Here is a 23,988-nt window from a genome sequence, read left to right as displayed (position 1 = left end):
CAAAGCATCGTCAAGCTATAATGAATTTCTGTTCATTATAATATGTGCGCATTACCAGCACGGGAACGGACACGCAGGAGAGTTATGCCGAAGCGGGACTCTGCCCATATGGCAGCGCAGCGTGAGCGTATTCTGCAGGCAGCGCTTGCGTGCATCGGCGCCCACGGCGTGGAAGGAACGTCGATCGAACACATCCGCAAGGCCGCAGGGCTGAGCGCGGGAACGATCTACCGTTACTTCGCGAGCAAGGAAGAACTCGTCGTCGCTGTGCTCGAGCATTTTTCGACGCACGAGACAGCGGTGCCGGCTCCGAGGGACTGGGCCGAATATCTTGCGGGGCTGATGAAGGAAAAGCGACCGACCGGGCTCAGCTCCGCCGAACTGGACAGCGCCATGCTTCACCTCATGGCGGCGGCGCTTTCGGCGGATTATCTGCGCGCGGCGATCCGGCCCGTGATCGAACGCAACCTCGCCGAGCAGCGGCAGATGGTGGAGGCGCTGGTGAAGGCGAGCGGGACCGAAATCGCCGGAACGCCCGAACAGATGGTACGGACCATCGCGGCGGTCGGCATCGGCATGTCGTGGCTCGCGGCGCTTTCGGGCCAATCGGCCGAGGATGCGGCGGAAGAGGCGGCCGGGATCATCGAACGCCTCTTCAAACCGCGATAGCGTCCTAGCCCTGCTTCGGCATGTCCGCGTCGTCGAGTTCGGTGGCGCGCAGATGCGCGGGGCGGGATTCGAGGCGCTTCCAGTAGGCTTCGAACGCGGGGCGTTTTTCCAGCGTGCCGAACTGCATGCCCCAGCTGATGTGAGAGCCGATATAGACGTCGGCGGCGGTAAAGGTGTCGCCCGCGACATACGGCGCTGCGGAGACGGCCTTTTCGAGCGTATCGACGACGAGGCCGTAGGTGCCGTAGCCAACCATCATCTGCTTGTCGGCGGGGACCTCGACGCCGAGCGTGCGGTCCGCGATCGCGGCTTCGAGCGGACCTGCCGCGAAGAACAGCCAGCGGTAGTAGCTGCCGCGATCCTTCGGCGCGGGGGCGAGATTCGCCTGCGGGAAGGCGTCGGCAAGATAGGCGCAGATCGCGGCGCACTCGGTGACGACCGTGTCGCCGTGGCGGATCGCGGGCACCTTGCCCATTGGATTGATGGCGAGATATTCGGGGGCCTTCATCGTGGTCCCGTATTCCAGGATTTCGGTGCGGTAATCCGCGCCTGCCTCCTCCAGCATCCAGCGCGCGATGCGGCCGCGCGACATCGGGTTCGTGTAGAGCACGAGATCGGTCATCGTCCTTCCCCTTCGAATCGGAACGAAGGGAACATATCAGGAACAATTGCGCGTGTCGATCAGCCTGTCATGGCATTGGTGATGCTGCTGAACACATCGACCAGCGAGAGGCCGAGCGTCTGAAAGGCGATGATCGCGGCGAGCGATATAAGCGCGGCGACGAGCGCGTACTCGATGGCGGTCGCGCCCCTGCGGCTGACGAGAAGACGGCGAAAGATACGCATCGATCCGCTCCACTGCTTTTGCAGGCACAAGGTATCGGGCGCGCGGGTTGCCGAAGTGTTACCCGCCCTTCATCGCGCGGGTCGCGGTCTCGAGAATATCGACGACGAAATAGCCGAGCACGGCGGCGACGACCACGATGATCAGGATGGTAACGACGAGGCGGCGCGTGTTGCTCCGCTTCGCCGCGGCCGGACGTCCACCGATCTGGCTATGATCCTGCATTCCGCCTCTCCCCCCAAAGGCGGCGATCCTAAAGCGGAAGGGACGGCGCTGACAACTACGGCTGGCGCGTGCAGGCCGGCGCTGTCGCGCGCGGCGGGAGCGCGCGGGCGAAGGCGCTGAGCGCCGCATAGGTCGCGTCGCGCGCCTCGGCGTCCAGCATTTCACGGCAGGCGGTGTCGAAGCGCGGCCGGTCGTTTGCCGCCGCCGCCGCCGTCATTGCCGAAAGTGCCATCTCGTCAGGCCCCAGCCCCCGGCAGCAGGGCGGGCTGATCAGGAAACAATCCGGCCAGTGATCGCCGACGATCTGCACGGCATTGAGCAACTGCGTCGCAGCGAGGGGGCTGCCGAGGCGTTCGGAGAGCGCGTCCCGCGGGTCGTGGCCGGCACGCTGGCATATCACCACCAGTCGCGTGCCCATCACCATGTGCGTCGGGGTGCGCGCGAGATCGCGCAGATCGGGTTTTCTGAGCAGGTCCTCAAGCGGGTTCGTCATTCGGGCTCCATAAATTGCACATGCGTCTCATTGACAAGTATCGAGAATCGATTCTAATGAGAATCAATTGCATTATCAACAGTGGCATTTGTTTTTGGGGGTAGCAGTGATTTCAACTTCGCGGGCCGCGCTGGCGGCTGCTCTTTGCTATGGAATGTCCGTGGGTGCGGCGCAGGCGGCGGAGGACGCGGCGGCGCTCGATGACGGCACGATCACGGTGACGGCGACGCGCAGCCCGATCTCGATCGATGATGCGCCGGCGGTGGTGACCGTGATCGACGAACAGCGCATTGCCGACGCGCTCGTCACCGACATCAAGGATCTCGTGCGCTTCGAACCGGGCGTTTCGGTGCGCCGCGCGCCCGCACGCTTCGGCGCCGCGCTCGGCACCACGGGCCGTGCGGGCAACGAGGGCTTCACGATCCGCGGCATCGGCGGCAACCGCGTGCTCATCCAGGTGGACGGCGTGCGCGTGCCCGACGGTTTCAGCTTCGGTGCGCAGGGCGTGGGGCGCGGCGACTATGTCGACATCGGACTTGTGAAATCGGTGGAGATTCTGCGCGGTCCGGCCTCGGCCCTTTACGGGAGCGACGGGCTTTCGGGCGCGGTGAGTTTCGTGACGAGCAATCCTTCGGACATTCTGAAGGACGGCGAGAGTGTCGGCGGGCTGGTGCGCGGCGGCTATAGTTCGGCGGACGAGGAGTTCGGCGAGACGGCGATCCTTGCCGCACGCGGCGGCGCGGTCTCCGGCATGATCGCCTACACGCGGCGCGACTACAAGGAACTCGACAACAAGGGCACCGACGACCGGCTGGGATCGCTGCGTACGACGCCGAACCCGCAGGATGGCAAATCCGACGCACTGCTCGGGCGGCTGGTGTGGGAACCGGGCGGCGGACACACGGTGCGCCTGACGGGGGAATACGTCGACACGTCGCTCTATGCGAACGTGCTTTCGGGGCGGAGCGCCACGGTCGAGCGGCTGGAGGCGTGGGACACGGGGAAGCGCGTTCGCGCCGCCGCCGACTGGACGTGGGCGGGCGCAGGCGCAATCGATTATGCGCGCGTCGGCGCCTACTGGCAGGACGCTAAGGACCGGCAATATACCGAGGAGGATCGCACCCCGGCTGCGGATCGCACCCGGCTCAACACGTTCGACAACCGCGTGATCGGGGCCTCGGCGGAATTCCGCGCGGGCTTCTCGACGGGCGCGATCGAACACCGCGTCAGCTTCGGCGGCGACATCAGCGAAACGCGGCAAAAGGGCGTGCGCGGCGGCACGGTGCCGCCGTTCGGCGAAACCTATCCGACGCGGGCGTTCCCGGTGACCGACTACACGCTCGCCGGCCTGTATGTGGGCGACGAGATCAGCTTCGCGGACGGCGTCGTGACGCTGTTCCCGGCGCTGCGCTTCGATCACTACAAACTCTCGCCCAAGGACGATCCGCTGCTGCCGGGGTTCGCGGGCGCGGGGCAAAGCGATTCCCGCGTGTCGCCAAAGGTCGGCGCGGTTGTGAAGCTGAGCGAGGCGGTGCGGTTGTTCGGTAACTATGGCCGCGGCTTCAAGGCGCCCGAACCGAGCCAGGTGAACCAGTTTTTCTCGAACCTCGCATCGGGCTACACCTCGATCCCCAACCCGAATCTTGGGCCGGAAAAGAGCGAGAGCATCGAAGGCGGTTTCCGTGTGACGAGCGAGGCCGTGCGCTTCGAGGCGAGCGTGTTTCACGCCAAGTTCGATGATTTCATCCTGCAGAAGATGGTGAGTGGAAGCTTCACGCCCGCGGACCCTGCGATCTACCAGTTCGTCAACGTGAACGCGGCGAAGGTGGACGGTGCGGAAGCGAAGCTTGAGGTGAAGCGGGGCGGCTTCACCGGTACGCTTTCCGTCAGCTACGCCGATGGCACGCTGACCAATGAGGACGGCGTCAAGTCGCCGCTCGACACGATCGACCCGCTGAAGGTGGTTGCCGGGCTCGGCTATCGCGAGACGGGCGGCCGGTTCGGCGGACAAGTGATCGCGACGTTCGGCGCGCAGAAATCGATCAAGGATGCCGAAGGCGCGTGCAGCAGCGCCTGCTGGCGGCCGGGCGACTTCCTGATCTTCGACGCGACCGCGTTCGTGCGGATCGGCGAGGCGATCACGCTGCGCGCGGGCATCTTCAACATCACCGACAGGAAATACGCCTGGTGGAGCGACGTACGCGGCGTCGCCGACAGCTCCGCGATCAAGGACGCCTACACCCAGCCCGGACGCAACGCGAGCGTCTCCGCGACGTTCCGCTTTTAAACCCAAGGATGAAAGCCATGAAACCGATCTACCAGACCCTCGGCGCGAGCCTCTTCGCGCTCGCCATCGCCGTTTCGCCCGCGCTCGCCGACAAGCCCGTGGCGGAGCGCACCGCCGCCGCCGAGAAGGCGTCATTCGACGCCGACCGGGCCGACATTCTGGCGATGGCGGGGAACTACCGCGTGCGTTTCGAAATGCAGGAATCGACGCCGTGGACGACCGACTACACGCCGCTCGAACCCAAAAGATCGGGTGGGCACGAGGTGGTGCGCGTGATCGAGGATACCGGCCGCCGCATCGTGCTGCAGCATTTGCTGGTTGTGGAGGACGAGAACGACAAGCCCTTCATCATCAAGCACTGGCGGCAGGACTGGGATTACGAGCCTGCGAAGGTTCTGGTTTACGCAGGCGACGGCAACTGGGTGTGGGAAGATGTGCCCGAGCGGATGCGCGCGGGCCGCTGGTCGCAGACCGTGTGGCAGGTGGACGACAGCCCGCGCTATGCCGGGTGGGGGCAGTGGGAGACGCAGGCGGGCATCCGCCGCTGGCGTTCCAACTGGACATGGCGGCCGCTTGCGCGGCGCGACGCGGTACGAAACCCGGTGTACGACCGCTACTTCTCGATCAATCGCCACCAGCCGACACCCACGGGCTGGATCCACTGGCAGGACAACACCAAGATGGCCGAGGAGAACGGCAAGCTGCGCCCGATCGTGCAGGAATATGTGCTGAACACCTACACGAAGTTCGACGGCTACAACGTGAAGGCGGCAGACGATTACTGGGCGAAGACGAAGGCATATTGGGCAGCGGTGCGCAGGCTTTGGGATGAGGTCGCGGCGAAGCGTGGCGGCATCCATGTCGCCGAGAAGGCCGACACCGGCACCGTCATTTCCGGGCGTCTGCTGGAAATCGCCGACGAAGTGAACAGCGGCAAGCTGAAGGAGGCGGCAGCGATCAGCGAGGCGCGGAAGCTCATCACCGAGGCGACGGCTGAGCCGCCGCAGGTCGCTACCCGGCAATAACCAGCGCAGCAAGGCCCGCGCCGCCGGCCGCGAAGCTGAACATCAGCGTCGCGGCCGCCGCCCAGCCTTTGCGCCAGCCGGCGAGGGCGATGCAGATCGCGGCCTTGAACGCGGTGTTGAGCAGCACGGGGATGCCGAGCACGGCGCCCGCCGTGACGGGATCGAGACTGCCTGCGGGCAGCGCGCCGAGCGTGACGGTGGCGGCATCGACGTCGAAGGTGCCGGTGAGCGCGATGATGACGCCGAGGCCGGCGTCGCCGAAGCGCGCCTCCGCCCAGCGCGCGAACAGCGAAGCGCCCGCGATGAGCGCGGCGAAGCCGAGCGCGGGGAGAATGTCGAACGGGTTCGCAGAGGTCATCGGCGCTGCGCGCGAGGGCGTGTGGAGATTGTGGCGCATGACGAATGCTGAGGCGGCGAGCGCGGCGAGTCCTCCCGGCACGACGATCCACGCCAGCGTCGGCGCGACGAAGCCGGCGACGGCGGCGGCAAGGATGAGCGTGCGCGCCATCATCACCGCGCCTGCAAGCGCGATGCCTGCAATGGCCGGAGCGGGCGGATCGTCGCCCGCAGCGAGGCGGCGGGCGAGGGCGGCGGTGGCGGCGGTCGACGAAACGAGCGCGCCTGCCGCCGCCGTGGCGAGCGTGCCGCGCACCTCGCCGAAGCGCCGGGCCGCGACGTAGCCGACAAACGACAGCCCCGAGACGAGCACGACGACGAACCAGATGTTGCGCGGATTCCATGCATTATAGGGGCCGTAGGCGGCGTCAGGCAGAAGCGGCCAGACAACGATGGAAATGAGCGCGAAGCGCGCCACCGCCTTCACCTCGGCGGCGGTGAGGCCGCGGATCCACGCGTGCAGTTCCTCGCGCATCGCGAGCAGCAGCACCATCACCCCGGCCGAGACGGAGGCGAGGAGCACGTTGCCCGTGGTGGCAAGGAGGCCGAGCCCGAGCGTGATGAGCGCTGCGATCGTCGTGGTGGCGCTGACGCTCGCATTGCTGTCCTTCGCCATGTCGCGGACATAGCCGACAACAAGCGCCAGCGCGGCGGCGGCGACGAGCAGCACGGCCGGAAGCCGCGCTTCCGAAAGCATGATACCGGCAAGGCCGCCGAGCAGCCCGAGCAGCCCAAAAGTGCGGAAACCGGCGACGCGGCCGCCGGCGGGTTCGCCTCGCGCGCTCCAGCCGCGCTCTACGCCGACGAGCAGGCCGAGCGCGAGCGCAATGCCGAGATCGGCGAGCGGGGCGAGGTCGGTCACGTGTGTCTGTCCTCTCCGCGCCCATAGGGAATGCGGTCCCACACGCGCTCGTGGAAGATGTAGAGGATCAGTTTCGTCGCCACCTCGCCGCCGCCGATGGTGAGCGCCGTGAGCGGATGCCCGGTAAAGAGCAGTGCGAGGAGCGCGGTATCGAGGCTGGCGAGGACGCGCCAACTTGCGGCCTTCGAGCCGCTGCGGCGCAAACCTTCGATGCGTCGCCCGTGCCGGTCGGTCCGCACCGCCCAATGCATTCGCGACCAGAGCCGTTCGTGCAGGAAATAAAGCAGCGTCTTCGTGATCACCTCGGCTACCGCGATGTAGCCCGCTGTGTGCAGATTATCCGCCTGCGTCGCGGTTTCGCGCGCGCCGAGCAGCGGCGCGAGGAAGGTGAGAACGAGGAACGACAGGATCAGCGTGTCTAGCGTGCCGACGAAGCGCCACGAGACCGCCTTCGCGAGGCTACGGGCGCGGCTCTCGTGCGCATGGACGGGCGTGTTCGCGCTGTTTTCCCTTACCGCCATCGCATTCCCGTAACCGCCTGCACCCAACGGCCCACTAGCATAGCGCCGCGACGCAGAAAGCACGAAAATCCCGACACAAGGCTTCGGCAAGGGGTGGATACACCGTTACGCGCTTGTTATGGCTGGGAAACGACGCGGCATTCGAGGGAGTGGAGCATGTCAGACTCGCGCATCGGTATCGTCAAGCGGATCATCTGGCCGGCGAAGGCATCGCTCTTCGCGATCATCGGCGGGGCAGTGGGGCTCTTCGGCGATCTTGTGAACTTCTTCGCGGAATTTCTATCCGCCGACGTGCTCGTGCTGATTTTTGCGGTGATCACCGGCATCGCGGCGCTGCTCTGCCTGCAGCGCGCGTTCATCGTGAACGCAGCGGACGAAGGCGCCGTGGAAGCGGTTGTGCAGTGCGCACCGTGCGACGCGTTTCGCTTCGGCCTGTTCGCGACTGCGGCGTTCCTTTTGCTGATGCTGGTGGGGCAGGGCCAGTCCGCGACCGAGGCTGTCGGGCGACAGCTCGGGCTCATCAAGGAAGATACTGCGGTGATCCGCGATCAGGTGGGCGACCTTCATGCGATGGCGCAGCCGCAGATGATTATCGATGATCCCGAATCGGCCGCGGACCATTTCAACAACGCCTGGATCTATCACATGATGCAGCGCAATCCGGCGAAGGCCTTCGCCGAGATGCAGGCGCTGTATGCCGAATATGCGCCGAAGAAGCTGGACGCCGCGCAGCTGTATTTCGACGCGGGCAATGCGGTTACCGGCCGCACCAAGCTGGTGGAGGACATGCAGGCGCTGGCGCGGAAAACCGGCGATGTCTCGCTGATGGTGGTCGCCGCGCGCGCTGCGCCGAGTGGCGAAGCAGGCGATGCGATGGCCGCGGAGGCGCAGAAGCTGGATCCCGACTATCCGTTCGCGTGGTGGGACATCATGCGGCCGAAGCCCGTCCGCATCCCCGACATGAACCAGCGCGGCGCGGCGGCGCAGCGCGACCGGCTGATCGCCGAGCGCGATCTGATCGAGAAGTTCCGCGCGCTTTACAGCGCCCACCCCGCGCAGCACTGGTTTTTCCTGCCGCAGTACGCAGGCGACATGGAAGGCGTGGCGCGCCAGCAATCCGAAAGCATGGCCAATAACATCGCGAGCTATGACGATATTGCGAGCGGACGGCTCGCGCAGCGCGTGCGCGAGGATTATCAGAACAGAAACCGATAGGGTTTTTGGTCCCTCTCCCCGATGGGGAGAGGGAAGGTTGGGTTAGCGGCCCTGGCGGCGTTGGCCGCCGCCCGGATTGCCGCGACCGCCAGCGTTGCCGCCGCCGTGGGCGGGCTTCGCCGAATATTTCGGCTTGGGCGCGCCGAAATGACGGCGCTGGCCGTCGGCGCCTTCGCGGCGCTCGCCACCGGAGCGTTCACCCCCGGAGCGCTCGCCGCGATGGGCGGGCGCGCCGCGATGACCGCCGTCGCGGCGGCCGTCACGACGCTCGCCGTGCGAGAAGCCGCGCTGGTCGCCGCTGTTGCCGTCGGTGCGAGCGACCGGCTTCGCGAGCGCGGCGGCGCGGGTGAGGAAATTCTCAGGCAACGGCATCGGTTCCAGCTTCTGACGGACCAGCCGTTCGATGTCGCGCAGGTAGCTTCGCTCGTCACCGTCCGATACCAGTGCGATGGCGATGCCCTCGCGGCCGGCGCGCGCTGTGCGGCCGATACGATGGACATACTGCTCCGGCACGTTCGGCAGCTCGAAGTTGAACACGTGGCTGACACCCGGCACGTCGATGCCGCGCGCGGCGATGTCGGTGGCGACGAGGATCTTGACCTCGCCCGAGCGGAACAGGCCGAGCGCGCGCTCGCGCTGCGGCTGCGACTTGTTGCCGTGGATCGCTTCGGCGGCGATGCCCGCACCCTTCAGGTGGCGGACGACGCGGTCAGCGCCGTGCTTGGTGCGCGAGAAGACAAGGCCGCGATCCATGTCCGCGCCCAGATCCTGGAGCATGATCGTGAGAAGCGCCTGCTTTTCGGACGCGTTCACGTGGATGACATGCTGCGCGACACGCTCGGCGGTTGTCGCCTGCGGCTTCACCTCCACCTTCTGGGGGTTGGTGAGGAACTGCGCGGCAAGCTCCGCGATCGCGGGCGGCATGGTCGCCGAGAAGAACAGCGACTGGCGCTTCTTCGGCAGAATGCGGACGATGCGGCGCAGCGCGTGGATGAAGCCGAGGTCGAGCATCTGGTCGGCTTCATCGAGCACGAACACCTCGACCTGCGAGAGATCGAGCGCGTTCTGATCGACGAGATCGATGAGACGGCCGGGCGTGGCGACGAGGATGTCGACGCCGCGCTGCAGCGCGCGCACCTGGCGCCCGATCGGCACGCCGCCGAACGCCGTGGTGATGGTGAGACGCAGGAACTTGCCGTAGGTGCGGAAGGATTCGGCGATCTGGCTGGCAAGCTCGCGCGTCGGCGCCAGCACCAGCATCCGCGCGGCGCGCGACTTCAGCGGCTTGTACGTCTGCGACAGGTAATCGAGCGAGGGCAGCGCGAACGCCGCGGTCTTGCCCGTGCCGGTCTGCGCGATGCCGAGGAGATCGTGACCCTGCTTCAGGATCGGGATCGCCTGACGCTGGATCGGCGTCGGGACGGTGTAGTTCGCTTCGGTGAGCGCCTTTTCGATGCGCTCGCCAAGGCCGAACTGGAGAAAATCGGTCATTTCAGTCTTTCAATAAACGGACCCATGCCGCGCTGCCGGAATTGGCGCGCGGACGCGGGTGCGGTGTCGTGACGACCCGCGTGACGAGGGGAAGCCGGTGGGCCGAACCGTCTGAAGACGCGCGCTCAATTCCCGAAAGAAGCGATCACGCCGGGCGCGTCAGGGCCTTGCGGCCGACGTTCGGTCACGGCGGCATGTGGCGGAAAAATGTGGCGGCGTCAAGGCGCTGCGCCAAAACGAAGACGGGCGCCCGTTGCCGGACGCCCGTTTTGCGTGACGAAGATCGTGAGTTCAGCCGCGGCGGCGGCGCGCCATGCCGAGACCCATCAAGCCAAGGCCGAAGAGGCCGAGCATCGCGGGTTCCGGAACGTCGACCGGGGGCGGCGTTTCCGGGTTGTAGCGCTTCACGATCGAGTAGTGCGAAACGTCCTTCGATGTGCTGGCGCCCGGCAGGTCGAACGGCGGATCGGTAAACGGGGTGGACCAGCCGCCCGACGAGAACTCTTCGTTGAAGAGGAACCCGGTGAGGTGCGTGCTGTTTCCGCTCTTGAACACGATCATGTAATCGTAAGCGGCGAAATCGACGCCGTTGATCGTCCACGTGCCCGAACCACCCGCGCCGTCCGCGAGATTGATCTGCGTCTGGCCGTTGTCCGTCCAGTCGCTGAAGCCATAGAAGGCTGAGATGTTGATGTTGGTGAGGTTTGCGACCGTGCTGTTGCCCGTCGCATCATCGTACTGACAGGCGTCAACTGCCGTTTGGCTGCCGTTGAAAACTTTGGACGTGCCGTCCGCAATGTGTGCGGCGGGGCAGGTCACGAGGGTAGCGCTGGCGGGGGCGCTGAAAGCGGCCATTGTGCCAAGCGCGGCAGCGGAAAGCAGAAACTTGTTCATCGTTTGTCTCCTGCCGGGGGCGTTGTACTTCTGCCATCCCGGTTCACATGCGAAACAAAGCAACCCTCATGCCAAATGCTGCATCTTGCGGAAATCCAATGGTTGCGAGTGATTTTCAATAACTTTCGTAAAAATCTCCGACACTTTTGGCCCCTCAGTCGGTTGGGAAGCCCCGGTTCCTCAGCAGTGCCTCGACCTGCGGATCGCGGCCGCGGAACGCGCGGTAGGCTTCGGCGCGGTCGATGGCGTCGCCGGTTGCAAGGATGATGTCCTTGAACCGCTTCGCGGTCGCCGCATCCCACGGATCGCCCGCCTCCTCGAACGCCGCCCACGCGTCCGCCGCCATCACGTCCGACCAGAGGTAGGAGTAATAGCCCGCCGAATACGCGTCCGACGAGAACAGGTGGCCGAATTGCGGCAAGCGGTGCCGCATCACGATTTCGCGCGGCATCCCGATCTCGCCGAGGATGGTCTTTTCAGCCTGCGCTGGATCGATTTTGCCCGACGGGTCCATGTGGATCTTCATGTCGACGATGGCCGAGCCGAGGAACTCGACCGTCTCGAAGCCCTGGTTGAAGGTTTCCGCGGCCTTCAGCTTGTCGATCAGCGCCTGCGGCATCTTCGCGCCGGTCTTGTAGTGGCGCGCATAGGTATCGAGGATATCGGGCGTCAGCACCCAGTTCTCGTGCACCTGGCTCGGGAACTCCACGAAATCGCGCGGCGTGCCGCCGAGCGAGGGATAGGTGGTGTCGTTGGCGAGCGCGTGGAGCGCGTGGCCGAATTCGTGGAACAATGTACGCGCGTCATCAAGGCTGATCAGCACCGGCTCGCCCGGCGCGCCCTTCGTGAAGTTGTTGTTGTTGGAGACGATCGCGTCACGCTGGCGCCCGCCGAGCTTGTCCTGCCCGCGATAGGTGCTCTGCCAGGCGCCGGAACGCTTGTACTGGCGGGCGAAATCGTCGCGGTAGAGATAGCCGACGTGCGTGCCGTCCGCCGTGTTCGTGACGTGATAGACACGCACGTCCGGGTGGAACGTGGGCAGCGTGCCGGTGATTTCCTTGAAGCTGTAGCCGTAGAGCTTGCCCGCCATGTGGTAGGAGGCGGCGATCATGTTCTCGAGCTCGAAGTAGTTCTTGAACTCGTTCTGATCGAGGTCGTAGCGCGCCTTGCGGACCTTCTCCATGTAGTAGCGGTAGTCCCACGGCTCGATGGTGATCTTCGCGCCCTCGCTGTCCGCGAGCTTCTGCATGTCGGCGACTTCCTCGGCGACCCGCGCCCGGGCGGCGGGCCAGACGCGCATCAGGAGGTCGAGGCCCTTCTGCGGGTCTTTCGCCATCGTGTCCGACATGCGCCAGTGCGCGTGGCTCGGGTAGCCGAGCAGCTTTGCACGGTCGGCGCGCAGCTTCACGATCTTGCGGATATCGTCGTGCGTGTTGCTGGCGTTCGCATTGTCGCCGCGCATGATGAAGGCGCGCCACACCTTCTCGCGCAGCGCGCGATTGCTGGAGAAGGTGAGGAACGGATCGACCGCCGAACGCGTGTTGACGACGACATAGCCCGGCAGCTTGCGTTCCGTGGCGGCGGCCTTGTAGCCGGCGACGAGCGCAGGCGGCAGACCGCCCAGATCGCCCTCGCCAAGCGTGACCCACGTGTCTTCGTCCGCCTGCACCTTGTTGCTGAAATCGTTGAAGAGCGTGGCGAGCTGCTGGTTGAGCTTGCCGAGTTCGGCCTGCTTTTCGGGCGGCTGGCTGGCGCCGCTGCGCACGAAATTCTCGTAGCTCTTTTCAACGAGGCGCTTCTGTTCGGCATTGAGGCCGCTCGTCTCGCGCGCGTCGTAAACCGCCTTCACGCGCTCGAAGAGCTTGCGGTTGAAGTTGACCTTGTCTTCCACCGCCGAAAATTGGGGCAGAAGCTCCGCCGAAACGGCTTGATGCGCGGGATCGTTCTTGCTCCAGCTCATCACGAAGAACAGCGTGGCGAGGCGGTTCAGCGCTTCGCCGCTCTTTTCGAGGGCTTCGAGCGTGTTCGCGAAGGTGGGCGGGGCGGGGTTGTTCGCGATGGCATCGACTTCGGCGAGCATCTGCGCCGAGGCTTTGTCGAACGCCGGCTTGAACAGAGGCGTCTCCACCTTGTCCCACGGCGGCACGCCGCCGTTCGGGCCGGCCCAGTCGGCGAGCAGCGCATCGACGGCGGCGCTCGATACGGCTGCAGGGGGCGGGGTTTCGGCGGAAGCGGGGGCGGCAATGGTCATGGCGAGCGCGGCGGCGCCGGCGAGAAGGCAGGAACGAAGCATGGAACTCTCCAATGGAGGATTGCCGCCGCGTGCTTATGCATCATCCGGATTTGACCTGTGACAATGCGCTCGCTTGGCCGGACGGCAGACATGCCGCCATAATTGACGCCTGCATTCGCCGAGCGCAAGCGCTGGCGGCGAGTGAAAACAGTGCTTATGAGACAGGCTGATGCATCGGTTCGCCAATCCTGCCCGGTTCCTGAAGCTCGCCCGCCCGTTGACGGCGGCGGCGCTCGTGCTTGGTTTCGCGCTTACGGCGGCGGGCCTGTGGTGGGGCGCGTTCCACGCACCGCCCGATTATCTGCAGGGCGAAAGCGTGCGCATCATGTACCTGCATGTGCCGACCGCTTGGATTTCGATGGGGAGCTATCTCGGGCTCGGCATCGCGGGAATCACCATCCTCGTGTGGAAGCATCCGCTCGCCGAAGTGGCGCTGGAGGCGCTGGCGCCTGTCGGTGCGGTCTATGCGGGCGTCTGCCTGCTCACCGGATCGATCTGGGGGCGCCCGACGTGGGGTACATGGTGGGTGTGGGACGGGCGGCTGACCTCGATGCTGGTGCTGTTCTTCCTCTTCCTCGGCGTTGTCGCGCTGGCGGGTGCGTTCGACGAGCGCAGCCGGGGGGCGCGGGCAGCGGCGGTGCTCGCCATTGTCGGGCTCGTCAACCTGCCGATCATCAAGTTTTCGGTGGAATGGTGGAACACGCTGCACCAATCCGCCTCGATCACGCTCAAGGGGTCCAGTATTCACCCGGACATGCTCTATCCGCTGCTGACGAGTGCCGCGGGGCTCGGCCTGCTGATGGCGGCGGCAGTGCTGATGCGGATGCGCGCGATCATCGCCGAGCAGCGCATCGCCGCCCGCCGAGCCCGGCTTGCGGGAGACGCAGCATGAACGCGCTTCCTTTCGTGATCGCAGCTTATGCGGCCGGCGTCATCGGCATCGGCGGCGTGCTCGCATGGAGCTGGCTTTCGATGCGCCGCGCCGAAAAGGCGGCGGACGCGCTGCGGGGAGAGCGGCGATGAAACCCAAACACCAACGGCTCGCGCTCGCGGGCGCAGCAGTGGCGGCGCTCGGCATCGCGGCGGCGCTGGCGCTTCCCGCGCTGCAGGATCAGGCGGCGTATTTCTATGCGCCTGCCGACGTCGTGGCGAAGGGTGTGGCGCCGGGGCAGGCGATCCGGCTCGGCGGGCTGGTCGAAAAAGGCTCGCTGACGCGCAGCGCGGACGGGCTCACCATCCATTTCCGCGTTACCGACCGGCTGGAATCGGTGCCGGTGGACTACACAGGCATCGTGCCGGACCTGTTCCGCGAAGGGCAGGGTATGATCGCCGACGGCCGCTTCGACGCGGACGGGACGTTCAAGGCCGAAACGCTGCTCGCCAAGCACGACGAGAACTACATGCCGCCCGAGGTGGCGAAGGCGGTGGAGAGGGCCGAGGCGGCGGCGAAGGCGCGGCCTGAAAAACCGGCGCCCTAGAGTTCTTCGCCTTACAGCTGCATCGTTCGGCCCCTCGGCAGGTGGCACCCGCCGGCAATGACGGTCCAGATCATTTCGAACCCGGCGTCGGGCGGTTTTTCGCGGGGCCATGGATGCGCGGTTCACGTGGTACTGAGGTTCCCGTGCAGGCGGACGGCGATACGTTGCCGCACTCCCCACCACGATCTGCATTCACGACGGCGTGATTTTCTGCGCCTAAGGGCATTCTGCCGCCGCAGGCGTGACGAAAGCGCGCAAGCGGGCTGCATTGCGCGCGCGCCGGTGCTAAGGCGCTGGCAATGAGAATTCCGGGGCGGCGCCAACAGTGATTCCCGAGATCGGTCATGCAGCCTTGTGGCTGGCCGCAGGGCTTGCGCTCGCGCAGGCACTTGCCGGATTCCGCGCTGATGGCGGGCGCATCGCCGTGCCAGCCGCGCTGCTGCAGGGGGCACTCTGTGCGGTTGCCTTCGCGGCGCTGACGTGGGCATTCGTGAAATCCGATTTCTCGGTCGCGCTCGTTGCGGGCAACAGCCACACCGCGAAGCCCGAACTCTACAAATGGACGGGCGTGTGGGCGAACCATGAAGGCTCGATGCTTTTGTGGGTGTCCGTGCTCGCCGTGTTTGGCGCGCTCGCTGCGATCCGCGCGAAGGGGCTGGGCGAGCGGTTCCGCACGGTGATGCTCTCCGCGCAGGGGTTCATCGCTCTTGGCTTCTACGCCTATCTGCTGATCGCCTCGAACCCGTTCGCGCGCATCGTTCCCGCGCCGATCGAGGGCTCGGGATTGAACCCGCTGCTGCAGGACCCCGGCCTCGCGTTCCACCCGCCGCTCCTCTACATCGGCTATGTCGGGCTTTCGGTGACGTTCTCCTTCGCAGTGGCGGCGCTGGTGCTCAACCGGGTTACGCCGGAATGGGCGCGCGCGGTGAAGCCGTGGGTGCTCGGCGCGTGGAGCTTCCTGACCGCGGGCATCACGCTCGGCAGCTTCTGGGCCTATTACGAACTCGGCTGGGGCGGCTGGTGGTTCTGGGATCCGGTGGAGAACGCCTCGCTGATGCCGTGGCTGGCGGCGACGGCGCTGTTCCATTCGGTCGGCGTGCTCGCGGCGCGCGGCGCGCTCAAGAACTGGACGCTGCTGCTCGCGGTGGTCGCCTTCTCACTCAGCATGGTCGGCACGTTCATCGTGCGCTCGGGGCTCCTCACGTCGGTGCACGCGTTCGCGGTCGATCCGGAGCGGGGCGTGTTCCTGCTGATCCTGCTGGCGATCTACGTGGGCGGCGCACTGACGCTCTATGCGCTGCGCGCAGGCACCGTCACGGCGGGCGCGCCGTTCCGGCCGGTGAGCCGCGAGGGTAGCCTTGTCGTCAACAACCTCATCCTGTCGGCGGTGCTCGGCGTCGTGTTCCTCGGCACGCTTTATCCGCTGCTGCTTGAAGCCGCGACGGGCGAGCAGGTCTCGGTCGGTCCGCCGTATTTCCAGACCGCACTGCTGCCGCTGCTGCTGCCGCTCGTCGCGCTGATGGCGGCGGGGCCGCTGATGCGCTGGCGGGCGATGGACTGGGCAGGGCTCGGCCGACGACTTGTTCCGGCGCTGGTGCTCGGTGTCGCGGCGATCGGCGTTGCGCTGGCGCTCGGGATGCGAAGCCCGCTCGCGCTGGCGGGTGTCGCGCTTTCGGCTTGGCTCGCGGCGGCGAGCGTGATGATCTTCCGCGGACGGAAACTGAAGCGCATCCGGCGTATCCCGGCGAGCGTGTGGGGCACGGCGCTCGCGCACCTCGGTATCGCCGTCACCACGCTCGGCATCGCGGTGAGCGGCGCGGGGACGATCGAGACGCTGGCGAACCTTGCGCCGGGCGGTCGACTGAGCGCGGGGCCGTATACAGCGCAGGTCGACGATATCACGCCTGCGGCGGGGCCGAACTACACCGCGATCCGCGCCATGCTGAGCGTGACCGGACCGGATGCTACCACGGTGCTTGCGCCCGAACGGCGCACGTTCGTGAGCCCGGGCAACGAGACGACGGAAACCGACATCTGGCCACGCCTCACCGGAAACCTCTACGCCGTGCTCGGCCCCGGCGACGGTAGCGGGCGCTGGCAGGTGCGGCTGGTGTGGCAGCCGATGATCGCGCTCATCTGGATCGGCGGCATGATGGCCGCATTCGGTGGACTCATCGCGATGATGCAGGGCCGCAGGCGGCGGGAGGACACGGAATGACCGCAAGACGCATTGCGCTGATCGTGCCGCTCCTCATGTTCCTCGGCTTCGTGGCGCTTGCCGTTTACCGCATGGGCGCGCCGCAGCAGCGCGTGGTCGTATCGAAGATGGTGGGGAAGCCGGTGCCCGCGATGGACCTCGTCGGCATGGACGAACTGCACCCCGGCCTCAACGACGGCGACCTTCGACAAGGGACGGTGACGCTCGTGAACCTGTTCGCGAGCTGGTGCGCGCCATGCCGCGTGGAGGCGCCGCAGCTGAAGGCACTCGCCGACAAGGGCGTGGTGATCCACGGCATCGCGGTGCGCGACACGCCGGAGAACATCACGGCGTTCCTGAAGGATCACGGCGACCCGTTCCGCCGCATCGGCATGGACCCGAACAGCAAGGCGGTGCTGAACCTCGGCGCGTCGGGCCTGCCCGAGACGTTCCTGATCGACGGCAAGGGCATCATCCGCAAGCAATACATCGGGCAGATACGCCCCGAGCAGGTGGCCGAGATTCTGAAGGATATCGAGGAGGCGAAGGGCTCATGAAGGCGCTGCTGCCGCTCGCCTTTCTGGCGCTCACGGCCGCCGCGGAGGCGCCGGCGCTGCCGCCCGCGCAGGAGGCGGCGGCGCGTGCGCTGATGCACGAGCTGCGCTGCCTCGTCTGCCAGCACCAGTCGATCGCCGACAGCGACGCCGACATGGCGGCGGACATGCGCGCGGTCGTGCGCGAGCGGATCGCGGCGGGCGAGACTCCCGAACAGGTGAAATCGTATCTCGTCAGCCGCTACGGCGACTACGTGACCTTCGACCCGCCGAAGACGGGCGCCAATCTCGTGCTTTGGGCGGCGCCGCTGCTGTTCCTTGCGATCGGCGCTGTCGCCGTTTGGCGGCTCTACCGGAGGAAAGGCGCATGAGCGGCTGGATCGCCATCGCCGTGCTGACGCTGCTGACCGGTGCGGTGCTGTGGCGGATGAAGATGCCGCTGCTGCCGGTGGGATTTGCGCTCGCCGTGGGGCTTGCGGGTTATCTGCTGACGAGCAACCCGGCGCTGCCGAGCAAGCCGGCGCCGCCGCGTGCGATCGATGCCGACTCCGCGCCGCAGCTTGAAGCCGCACGCCGGCGGCTTCTGCAGAACACGGGTGATGTCGGCGCATGGCTGATGTTCGCCGATATCCTCAGCCGTCAGGGCAAAACGGAGCAGGCGATCGAGGGGCTTAGTCTCGCCGCGAAGGCGATGCCGGACGTCCCCGACCTATGGGTTGGCCTCGGCAACGCGCTGACGCGTCATGCCGGCGGCTTCATCACGCCCGCTGCGCGGCTGGCGTTCGGGCGGGCGTCGGCGATCGACCCCGCGCATCCTGGTCCACCCTATTTCCTCGGCCTCGCATGGCTGCAGGCGGGCGAGCCCGACGAAGCGCTCAAGGTCTGGCAGGATCTATACGCGCGCAGCCCGAAGGATGCGCCCTACCGGCCCGAACTCGAACGGCTCATGCGCGGCGCGCGCGCCATGATGGCTGCGGGCATCGACGGCGGCCGCTTTCCGGGCGCCGACGACAATGCGCCGGCGCTCGAACAGCGTTGAGCCAGGTCAGCAACAGTTTAGACAGCGATTCACGCTTCAGGTTGAATCAACCTGAAGCGATCGCGGTCTAGCGGATGCCGGAGATGACCTCCTTGAGCCTCAGCTTTTCTTTTTTCCATTGTGCGATGAGGATTTCGTCGGGCAGCGGTCGGTGGACTTCCTGATCAATCTGGCTTTCAAGGTTTGCGTGTTTTTCCGAAAGCGCAGCCAGGTGTGCGTCGACCATAGTCCGATCTCCTTTGCTCTGAAGTGCATCAGGATGAGCGAGTGGAACACATTTCGAAACGCTTGTCAGCGGGGAAGAGATGAAGCGCGCATTTACCACAATCTGTGGTGAGACAGGGTCGGTTCGTCCCCAGAATTTGGGCGATATGCCGGCCGCGCGTCAAAACGACTCGCAGCTGTCGCGCGCGCGCTTATGGTAGCGCCATGACCAGACGACTCGCGAACCGGTGGCCGGAGTGCAGACATCGTGGATGAAAGCGACGTGAGGGCCCGCCTCGAGTCGCTGCTCGAGGAACACCGCGATCTGGATGCCGCCATCGATGCCATCCGCATCCTGCCGGGCAGCGACCAGCTCCAGCTCGCCCGGATGAAGAAACGCAAGCTGCGGCTGAAGGACGAAATCGAAAGTCTGCGGGATCAACTGCTGCCGGACATCATCGCCTAGGATCGAAGGCCTTTCGGGTGTAGACTGCGCCGCATCGTTTCCCTGACAGGGAGGTGGTGCCATGACGAAGAGATATTGGTTCGCGGCCATTCTGGCCGTGCTTCCTGCCGCCGGGGGCGCTGATGCGGCTGTGACCATCCTCGGCGACGGCTATGCCCGCAAATGCTACGAGGCGGCCGAGTTCAACCGGGCCGGGCGCGCCGCGTTTACGGACTGCGACTTTGCGCTGAAGTTCGACAAGCTTTCCAGTTCCGAGCGGGCGGCGACGCATGTGAACCGCGGGGTCCTGTTCATGCAGGGCCGCGATTATGCGAACGCGATCGCCGACTACGACACGGCGCTCGGCATCGATGGCGATCTTGCCGAAGCCTATGTGAACAAGGGGATCGCAGTGTTGCATCGCGGCGGCAGCGAGACGGTCGCGGTCGATCTGCTGTCGCGGGGCATCGCGTTGACGCCCAGCCGCCCCGAGGTCGCGCTTTATGCGCGCGGCGTCGCACACGAAAAGCTCGGCCGGGTGCGCGAGGCTTACGACGATTATCGGCAGGCGGCAGCGCTGAAGCCCGACTGGGCCGAGCCGGCGAAGGAGCTGACGCGCTTCAAGGTGATCGAGCAATAAGGAGCGCATCCACGGCGCTGCCGCGGTGCGAAAGACGATGCGCAAGTTGTGTCGCGCACAAGGTTGCGTCGGAACACAGGGCGGCTAGAGATATTCTGGAACGAATCCTAGGATTTTGACCAGATTATGAAATTCGATTCCAAAGACAGGGCGATCCTTGAAATCCTGCAATGCGACGCGACGCTCTCGATTCAGGAGATCGGGGAGCGGGTCGCGCTGTCGGCGAACCCGTGTTGGCGCCGCATCCGGCAGATGGAGGAGGCCGGAATCATCGAGCGCCGTGTCGCGGTGGTGAACGCGCCGGCGCTGGGCCTTGCGATGACGGTGTTCGTTTCGATCCGCATCTCGTCGCACGACAAGGCGTGGCTTGAGCGGTTCGCCGCGGCGATCCGCGCGATCCCCGAGATCGTGGAATGCCACCGGATGAGCGGCGATGTCGACTATCTGCTGAAAATGCTGGTGCGCGATATCCAGCACTACGACCGCGTCTATCAGCAGCTGATCAGCGAGGTGCCGGGGTTGTCGGACGTCAGCTCCACCTTTTCGATGGAGCAGATGAAGGCGACGCCTGTTCCGGTGAGCGGGATGCCCGCCTAGGCCGCTGCGTCCGTTTCGCCGGCGCGCGCGAGGCGGGTCGGCAGGTAGGCGCGCAGGTAAGAAATCATTGCGAGCTTCGCTTCGGCGAGCGCTTCATCGGTGACGCGATCGTGATCGGCGACCGACAGCGAGAAGAACACGTCGGAAATCAGAAGCGCCTTGAAGAACAGTTCGCGTGAATCAGCAAGGCCGGGGAGGATGAACTGGCGACGCACGGCGGTCCAGAGTGCGGTGCCGAACCGAAAATCTTCCTTGCAGCCGGCGTGCTTGATTTCGGGGGGCGTGTGAGGCCCGAGCATCAGCTGGCGCGCCGCGCGGTTGCTGTTGAAGGCTTTCTGGTGATGCGCAAGCGACAGTTCGATGAGCGTTTCCCACTCGTCGACCTCGGGAAGCATCAGATCTTCGGCGGCCTGCACGATGGCAAGGGTGCGCACGAGCTCTTTCCACAGATCGCCGATCTCGGGGAAGAAATGATAGGCCGATGAGGCCGGGATGCCCGCGACCTCGGCAACCGCAATCATGCCGATCTGATCGATGTTCTGCGTGTCGAGCATGGCGCGCGCCGCTTCGAGGAGTTCGGCTCGCCGCACCCGGCCGCGCGCCTGTGTCGCCTTTCGCGCGGGCGGCCTGCTTTTCACGTTGATGTTCATCTGCCCCGTTTCCATCGTTTTCAGGATGTTGACAACCCCCCTGTTTTCATCAATAGTCGAAGAAATTCGATTTAAGTGCGAATGAGGGACGGGGATGGGTGCACGGCGGGCAGGGCGCGCATAACATCGTATTTTTCCTAAATAATTATATCCGATGCGCATGGCGAGACGCGATTTGAATTCTCGGCGCATTGGGTCAATGAAATATTAACTCGAAGATATACGGGTTAGTGTTCGAGTTCCTGAACGGGGCCACTGTAAGGTTCCGATCGTGAACGCGTGCATCCCGTACGAAATGATCCCGGAGCGATTGAATGCCGCAAAGCTATAATTTGGTGATTGATGGCCGGACTGCCCAGGCCAGCCGTCATTTTGACGTGACCAATCCAGCGAATGGAACAGTGTTCGCACATTGTCCCGCGGCGACCGCGGCCGATCTGGATGCAGCGGTCGCAGCGGCGCGGCGCGCGTTCCCGGGCTGGGCGGCAACGCCGGATGCGCAGCGCAAGGCGGCGGTGAACGCGATGGCGGACATCATCGAGGCGAACCTGGCGGAGCTTGCCGAGCTTGTGACGCTGGAGCAGGGCAAGCCGCTTGGCGGCATGGGTTCACAGTGGGAAATCGGCGGCGCGGCGGCGTGGACGCGGTACACCGCAAGCCTCGACCTGCCCGTGGAGACGATTCAGGACGACGCTGCCGGCAAGGTGACGCTGCACCGGAAACCGATCGGCGTTGTCGGTTCGATCACGCCGTGGAACTTCCCCGTGATGATCGCGATCTGGCACATCATGCCGGCGATCCGTGCGGGCAACACTGTGGTGCTGAAGCCTTCGCCCTACACGCCGATCGCGACGCTGCGGCTCGCCGAGCTACTGCAGGCGGCGCTGCCGCCGGGGGTGCTGAATGCGGTGGCAGGCGAGGACGAAATCGGCCGCGCGATGTCCGTGCACCCGGGGATCGACAAGATCGTGTTCACCGGATCGACGCGCACGGGCAAGCGCGTGATGGCGAGTGCGGCGGACACATTGAAGAGGCTGACGCTCGAGCTCGGCGGCAACGACGCGGCGATTGTGTTGCCCGATACCGATCTCGACGCGGCGACCGAGAAACTGTTCTGGGGCGCGTTCATCAACAACGGCCAGACCTGCGCGGCGATCAAGCGGCTCTACGTGCACGATTCGATCTACGACGAGGTGTGCAAGCGGCTCGTCGCGTATGCGGCGAACGTGAAGGTCGGCGACGGGCGCAATGCGGACAGCGTGCTCGGCACGGTGCAGAACCGGATGCAGTTCGACCGCGTGCGCACGCTGGTGGACGCCGCGATTGCGGACGGTGCGCAGGCACTGTGCGGCGGCGCGCCGATGGAAGGCGAAGGCCTGTTCTACCCGGTGACGATCCTTGCCGAGGCGAAGGACGGCATGGCCATCGTCGACGAGGAACAGTTTGGGCCGGCACTGCCGATCATCCGCTACAGCGATGTGGAGGATGCGCTTGCCCGCGCCAACGACAACCCGAGCGGTCTTGGCGGTTCGATATGGTCGGGCGACATCGACAAGGCCGCGGCACTTGCGAGCCGTCTCGAATGCGGCAGTGCATGGATCAACAGCCACAGCATGGTTCGTCCGGACGCCCCCTTCGGCGGGGTGAAGCAATCGGGCATCGGCGTCGAATTCGGCGCACTCGGCCTTGCCGAGTTCACGACTGTGCAGGTGATCCATCGGTGAGCGGAATCGGCCTCGACGCGATAGAGCACGCGTCGCGAGACGAGCTATCGGCGTTGCAGCTGGAGCGTCTGCGCGGGAGCCTTGCGCATGCGTATGCGGGGAACCCGGCGTACCGGGCGAAGTTCGACGCGGCGGGGGTGCATCCTGACGACCTGAAGTCACTCGGTGACCTTTCGAAGTTCCCGTTCACGACGAAGGCGGATCTGCGCGACGCGTACCCGTTCGGCTTCTTCGCAGTGCCGCAGGAAAAGCTCTCCCGCATCCACGCCTCGTCGGGGACGACGGGGAAGGCCACCGTGGTGGGCTACACGAAAGCCGACATCGACACGTGGTCGGGCCTCGTCGCGCGGTCGATCCACGCGGCGGGTGGTCGCCCGGGGATGAAGGTGCACGTCGCCTATGGCTACGGCCTCTTCACCGGCGGTCTCGGCGCGCACTACGGGGCGGAGGCGCTGGGCTGCACGGTGATCCCGATGTCGGGCGGGCAGACCGAGAAGCAGGTGCAGCTGATCACCGACTTCGCGCCTGAGATAATCATGGTGACGCCGAGCTACATGCTGGCGATCCTCGACGAGTTCCGGCGGCAGGGCATCGACCCGGCGAAGTGTTCGCTGAAGACGGGCATCTTCGGCGCCGAGCCGTGGACCGAGGCGATGCGCGCCGAGATCGAGAGCGCGTTCGCGATCGATGCCGTCGACATCTACGGCCTCTCCGAGGTGATGGGCCCCGGCGTGGCGCAGGAGTGCGTGGAGACGAAGGACGGTCTCACGATCTGGGAGGATCATTTCTACCCCGAGGTGATCGACCCAGAGACGGGCGCGGTGCTTCCCGATGGTGAAGAGGGCGAGCTCGTGTTCACCTCGCTCACCAAGGAGGCGATGCCGATCGTGCGCTACCGCACGCGCGACCTCACCCGGCTTCTCCCCGGCACGGCGCGCAGCATGCGCCGCATGGCGAAGATTACCGGCCGGTCGGACGACATGATGATCATCCGGGGCGTGAACGTGTTCCCGAGCCAGATCGAAGAGCACATCCTGTCCGTCCCCGCACTCGCGCCGCACTTCCTGATCGAACTCACCCGCCCGGACCGGATGGACATGGTGCGACTCTCGGTCGAGGCGCGCGAGGACACCGACGCGGCAACCCACGCCGAACACGCCTACACGCTCGCCCACCGCATCAAGACCATGGTCGGCATCAGCGTGAAGATCGACGTTCAGCCTGCGGGGTCGCTCCCGCGGTCAC

27 protein-coding genes are annotated in these 23,988 nt (G+C 65.7%); 16 read left to right on the top strand and 11 right to left on the bottom strand.

All coding sequences use genetic code 11. The features are described 5' to 3' along the window. Positions 1 to 84 precede the first annotated feature (84 nt). Entirely contained in the window at positions 85 to 669 is a 585-nt protein-coding gene (locus tag H2052_RS08670) for a TetR/AcrR family transcriptional regulator (protein ID WP_293780260.1), read from the top strand. Between the two features lie 4 nt (positions 670 to 673). Here H2052_RS08670 and H2052_RS08665 read toward each other — a convergent pair whose 3' ends face one another. From H2052_RS08665 to H2052_RS08650, 4 genes are read right to left on the bottom strand one after another with little or no spacing between them, the layout of a single operon-like run. After that, complete coding sequence (locus tag H2052_RS08665; protein WP_293780257.1) at positions 674 to 1,291, bottom strand: glutathione S-transferase family protein; 618 nt, start codon at positions 1,289 to 1,291, stop codon at positions 674 to 676. Positions 1,292 to 1,350: 59 nt separating this feature from the next. Next, positions 1,351 to 1,515 carry a Flp family type IVb pilin gene (locus tag H2052_RS08660; protein ID WP_293780254.1) on the bottom strand — a complete coding sequence of 55 codons (165 nt, stop codon included), beginning with the start codon at positions 1,513 to 1,515 and terminating at the stop codon, positions 1,351 to 1,353. 58 nt (positions 1,516 to 1,573) lie between these two features. Next, complete coding sequence (locus tag H2052_RS08655; protein ID WP_293780251.1) at positions 1,574 to 1,738, bottom strand: hypothetical protein; 165 nt, start codon at positions 1,736 to 1,738, stop codon at positions 1,574 to 1,576. A gap of 55 nt (positions 1,739 to 1,793) precedes the next feature. Continuing rightward, the gene (locus H2052_RS08650) at positions 1,794 to 2,231 is read right to left on the bottom strand and encodes an addiction module antidote protein (protein ID WP_293780248.1); all 438 of its coding nucleotides are present in this window, start codon (positions 2,229 to 2,231) and stop codon (positions 1,794 to 1,796) included. 106 nt (positions 2,232 to 2,337) lie between these two features. Here H2052_RS08650 and H2052_RS08645 point away from each other — a divergent pair, with 106 nt between their 5' ends. Together H2052_RS08645 and H2052_RS08640 are read left to right on the top strand one after the other, a co-directional pair. Next, positions 2,338 to 4,518 carry a TonB-dependent hemoglobin/transferrin/lactoferrin family receptor gene (locus H2052_RS08645; protein WP_366484358.1) on the top strand — a complete coding sequence of 727 codons (2,181 nt, stop codon included), beginning with the start codon at positions 2,338 to 2,340 and terminating at the stop codon, positions 4,516 to 4,518. 17 nt (positions 4,519 to 4,535) lie between these two features. Next, the gene (locus H2052_RS08640; RefSeq protein ID WP_293780245.1) at positions 4,536 to 5,543 is read left to right on the top strand and encodes a DUF6607 family protein; all 1,008 of its coding nucleotides are present in this window, start codon (positions 4,536 to 4,538) and stop codon (positions 5,541 to 5,543) included. Here the strand turns inward: H2052_RS08640 and H2052_RS08635 are convergent. After that, positions 5,530 to 6,801: a DUF4010 domain-containing protein gene (locus H2052_RS08635; RefSeq protein WP_293780242.1), complete on the bottom strand. Its 1,272-nt coding sequence runs from the start codon at positions 6,799 to 6,801 to the stop codon at positions 5,530 to 5,532. The two genes, H2052_RS08640 and H2052_RS08635, sit on opposite strands and share 14 nt — an antisense overlap. Continuing rightward, positions 6,798 to 7,322, bottom strand: a complete 525-nt coding sequence (locus H2052_RS08630) for a DUF2061 domain-containing protein (protein WP_293780239.1) — start codon at positions 7,320 to 7,322, stop codon at positions 6,798 to 6,800. The genes H2052_RS08635 and H2052_RS08630 overlap by 4 nt, the downstream gene beginning before the upstream one ends. A 156-nt stretch (positions 7,323 to 7,478) precedes the next feature. On the opposite strand from H2052_RS08630, the gene H2052_RS08625 reads away from it, so the two are divergent. Beyond that, positions 7,479 to 8,537, top strand: a complete 1,059-nt coding sequence (locus tag H2052_RS08625) for a hypothetical protein (protein ID WP_293780236.1) — start codon at positions 7,479 to 7,481, stop codon at positions 8,535 to 8,537. A 42-nt stretch (positions 8,538 to 8,579) separates the two neighbouring features. Here the strand turns inward: H2052_RS08625 and H2052_RS08620 are convergent, their stop codons facing one another. The 3 genes from H2052_RS08620 to H2052_RS08610 form a co-directional block, all read right to left on the bottom strand. Next, the gene (locus H2052_RS08620) at positions 8,580 to 10,028 is read right to left on the bottom strand and encodes a DEAD/DEAH box helicase (RefSeq protein WP_293780233.1); all 1,449 of its coding nucleotides are present in this window, start codon (positions 10,026 to 10,028) and stop codon (positions 8,580 to 8,582) included. Positions 10,029 to 10,319: 291 nt separating this feature from the next. Then, complete coding sequence (locus H2052_RS08615; protein WP_293780230.1) at positions 10,320 to 10,922, bottom strand: PEP-CTERM sorting domain-containing protein; 603 nt, start codon at positions 10,920 to 10,922, stop codon at positions 10,320 to 10,322. A gap of 154 nt (positions 10,923 to 11,076) precedes the next feature. Then, entirely contained in the window at positions 11,077 to 13,215 is a 2,139-nt protein-coding gene (locus H2052_RS08610; protein WP_293780227.1) for a M3 family metallopeptidase, read from the bottom strand. A 169-nt stretch (positions 13,216 to 13,384) separates the two neighbouring features. Between H2052_RS08610 and H2052_RS08605 the strand changes: the two genes are divergently transcribed. The 7 genes from H2052_RS08605 (at position 13,385) to H2052_RS08575 (ending at position 18,483) form a co-directional block, all read left to right on the top strand. After that, positions 13,385 to 14,107, top strand: coding sequence for a heme ABC transporter permease (locus H2052_RS08605; RefSeq protein ID WP_293780223.1), 723 nt, complete (start codon positions 13,385 to 13,387; stop codon positions 14,105 to 14,107). Continuing rightward, positions 14,104 to 14,238, top strand: a complete 135-nt coding sequence (gene ccmD, locus H2052_RS08600; RefSeq protein ID WP_293780220.1) for a heme exporter protein CcmD — start codon at positions 14,104 to 14,106, stop codon at positions 14,236 to 14,238. The genes H2052_RS08605 and ccmD overlap by 4 nt, the downstream gene beginning before the upstream one ends. After that, positions 14,235 to 14,693 carry a cytochrome c maturation protein CcmE gene (ccmE, locus tag H2052_RS08595; RefSeq protein WP_293780217.1) on the top strand — a complete coding sequence of 153 codons (459 nt, stop codon included), beginning with the start codon at positions 14,235 to 14,237 and terminating at the stop codon, positions 14,691 to 14,693. Before ccmD ends, ccmE begins: the two co-directional genes overlap by 4 nt. 325 nt (positions 14,694 to 15,018) lie before the next feature. Beyond that, complete coding sequence (locus H2052_RS08590; protein ID WP_293780214.1) at positions 15,019 to 16,911, top strand: heme lyase CcmF/NrfE family subunit; 1,893 nt, start codon at positions 15,019 to 15,021, stop codon at positions 16,909 to 16,911. Next, entirely contained in the window at positions 16,908 to 17,447 is a 540-nt protein-coding gene (locus H2052_RS08585) for a DsbE family thiol:disulfide interchange protein (RefSeq protein ID WP_293780210.1), read from the top strand. The genes H2052_RS08590 and H2052_RS08585 overlap by 4 nt, the downstream gene beginning before the upstream one ends. Beyond that, positions 17,444 to 17,815, top strand: coding sequence for a cytochrome c-type biogenesis protein (locus H2052_RS08580; RefSeq protein WP_293780208.1), 372 nt, complete (start codon positions 17,444 to 17,446; stop codon positions 17,813 to 17,815). The genes H2052_RS08585 and H2052_RS08580 overlap by 4 nt, the downstream gene beginning before the upstream one ends. Then, complete coding sequence (locus H2052_RS08575) at positions 17,812 to 18,483, top strand: hypothetical protein (RefSeq protein ID WP_293780206.1); 672 nt, start codon at positions 17,812 to 17,814, stop codon at positions 18,481 to 18,483. Before H2052_RS08580 ends, H2052_RS08575 begins: the two co-directional genes overlap by 4 nt. A 67-nt stretch (positions 18,484 to 18,550) precedes the next feature. Here the strand turns inward: H2052_RS08575 and H2052_RS08570 are convergent, their stop codons facing one another. Continuing rightward, entirely contained in the window at positions 18,551 to 18,709 is a 159-nt protein-coding gene (locus H2052_RS08570) for a DUF465 domain-containing protein (RefSeq protein ID WP_293780203.1), read from the bottom strand. A gap of 246 nt (positions 18,710 to 18,955) precedes the next feature. Between H2052_RS08570 and H2052_RS08565 the strand changes: the two genes are divergently transcribed. The 3 genes from H2052_RS08565 to H2052_RS08555 all read left to right on the top strand — a co-directional run bounded on the left by H2052_RS08565 (position 18,956) and on the right by H2052_RS08555 (position 20,369). Further along, complete coding sequence (locus tag H2052_RS08565; protein WP_293780200.1) at positions 18,956 to 19,153, top strand: DUF465 domain-containing protein; 198 nt, start codon at positions 18,956 to 18,958, stop codon at positions 19,151 to 19,153. A gap of 61 nt (positions 19,154 to 19,214) precedes the next feature. Further along, positions 19,215 to 19,772, top strand: a complete 558-nt coding sequence (locus H2052_RS08560) for a tetratricopeptide repeat protein (protein ID WP_293780197.1) — start codon at positions 19,215 to 19,217, stop codon at positions 19,770 to 19,772. A 126-nt stretch (positions 19,773 to 19,898) separates the two neighbouring features. Then, positions 19,899 to 20,369 (top strand): Lrp/AsnC family transcriptional regulator, encoded by a 471-nt coding sequence (locus H2052_RS08555; protein WP_293780194.1) that lies wholly within the window; start codon positions 19,899 to 19,901, stop codon positions 20,367 to 20,369. Here the strand turns inward: H2052_RS08555 and H2052_RS08550 are convergent. Next, positions 20,366 to 21,007, bottom strand: coding sequence for a TetR/AcrR family transcriptional regulator (locus H2052_RS08550; RefSeq protein WP_293780191.1), 642 nt, complete (start codon positions 21,005 to 21,007; stop codon positions 20,366 to 20,368). The genes H2052_RS08555 and H2052_RS08550 overlap by 4 nt on opposite strands. 326 nt (positions 21,008 to 21,333) lie before the next feature. Here H2052_RS08550 and H2052_RS08545 point away from each other — a divergent pair, with 326 nt between their 5' ends. Continuing rightward, a complete protein-coding gene (locus tag H2052_RS08545; protein ID WP_293780188.1) occupies positions 21,334 to 22,743 on the top strand; it encodes an aldehyde dehydrogenase family protein in 1,410 nt (469 codons plus the stop codon). Further along, positions 22,740 to 23,988: phenylacetate--CoA ligase PaaK (gene paaK / locus H2052_RS08540; protein WP_293780185.1), on the top strand; the 1,249-nt coding region annotated here is incomplete at its 3' end. The genes H2052_RS08545 and paaK, both read left to right, overlap by 4 nt.

This window comes from Sphingosinicella sp., from assembly GCF_013911755.1.
Taxonomy (GTDB): Bacteria; Pseudomonadota; Alphaproteobacteria; order Sphingomonadales; family Sphingomonadaceae; genus Sphingosinicella.
The sequence above is the reverse complement of the archived record's forward strand: the minus strand, read 5'-3'. Positions and strand labels throughout refer to the sequence as shown.

Excerpts from the sequence above, each read along its gene's own strand:
- H2052_RS08660 (WP_293780254.1), bottom strand. The coding sequence starts at position 1,515 with ATGCGTATCTTTCGCCGTCTTCTCGTCAGCCGCAGGGGCGCGACCGCC.
- H2052_RS08580 (WP_293780208.1), top strand. The coding sequence starts at position 17,444 with ATGAAGGCGCTGCTGCCGCTCGCCTTTCTGGCGCTCACGGCCGCCGCG.
- H2052_RS08630 (WP_293780239.1), bottom strand. The coding sequence starts at position 7,322 with ATGGCGGTAAGGGAAAACAGCGCGAACACGCCCGTCCATGCGCACGAG.
- H2052_RS08560 (WP_293780197.1), top strand. The coding sequence starts at position 19,215 with ATGACGAAGAGATATTGGTTCGCGGCCATTCTGGCCGTGCTTCCTGCC.
- H2052_RS08615 (WP_293780230.1), bottom strand. The coding sequence starts at position 10,922 with ATGAACAAGTTTCTGCTTTCCGCTGCCGCGCTTGGCACAATGGCCGCT.
- H2052_RS08625 (WP_293780236.1), top strand. The coding sequence starts at position 7,479 with ATGTCAGACTCGCGCATCGGTATCGTCAAGCGGATCATCTGGCCGGCG.
- H2052_RS08650 (WP_293780248.1), bottom strand. The coding sequence starts at position 2,231 with ATGACGAACCCGCTTGAGGACCTGCTCAGAAAACCCGATCTGCGCGAT.
- H2052_RS08620 (WP_293780233.1), bottom strand. The coding sequence starts at position 10,028 with ATGACCGATTTTCTCCAGTTCGGCCTTGGCGAGCGCATCGAAAAGGCG.
- H2052_RS08605 (WP_293780223.1), top strand. The coding sequence starts at position 13,385 with ATGCATCGGTTCGCCAATCCTGCCCGGTTCCTGAAGCTCGCCCGCCCG.
- H2052_RS08640 (WP_293780245.1), top strand. The coding sequence starts at position 4,536 with ATGAAACCGATCTACCAGACCCTCGGCGCGAGCCTCTTCGCGCTCGCC.
- H2052_RS08670 (WP_293780260.1), top strand. The coding sequence starts at position 85 with ATGCCGAAGCGGGACTCTGCCCATATGGCAGCGCAGCGTGAGCGTATT.
- ccmE (WP_293780217.1), top strand. The coding sequence starts at position 14,235 with ATGAAACCCAAACACCAACGGCTCGCGCTCGCGGGCGCAGCAGTGGCG.
- H2052_RS08570 (WP_293780203.1), bottom strand. The coding sequence starts at position 18,709 with ATGGTCGACGCACACCTGGCTGCGCTTTCGGAAAAACACGCAAACCTT.
- H2052_RS08555 (WP_293780194.1), top strand. The coding sequence starts at position 19,899 with ATGAAATTCGATTCCAAAGACAGGGCGATCCTTGAAATCCTGCAATGC.
- H2052_RS08585 (WP_293780210.1), top strand. The coding sequence starts at position 16,908 with ATGACCGCAAGACGCATTGCGCTGATCGTGCCGCTCCTCATGTTCCTC.
- H2052_RS08545 (WP_293780188.1), top strand. The coding sequence starts at position 21,334 with ATGCCGCAAAGCTATAATTTGGTGATTGATGGCCGGACTGCCCAGGCC.
- H2052_RS08575 (WP_293780206.1), top strand. The coding sequence starts at position 17,812 with ATGAGCGGCTGGATCGCCATCGCCGTGCTGACGCTGCTGACCGGTGCG.
- ccmD (WP_293780220.1), top strand. The coding sequence starts at position 14,104 with ATGAACGCGCTTCCTTTCGTGATCGCAGCTTATGCGGCCGGCGTCATC.
- H2052_RS08655 (WP_293780251.1), bottom strand. The coding sequence starts at position 1,738 with ATGCAGGATCATAGCCAGATCGGTGGACGTCCGGCCGCGGCGAAGCGG.
- H2052_RS08665 (WP_293780257.1), bottom strand. The coding sequence starts at position 1,291 with ATGACCGATCTCGTGCTCTACACGAACCCGATGTCGCGCGGCCGCATC.
- H2052_RS08610 (WP_293780227.1), bottom strand. The coding sequence starts at position 13,215 with ATGCTTCGTTCCTGCCTTCTCGCCGGCGCCGCCGCGCTCGCCATGACC.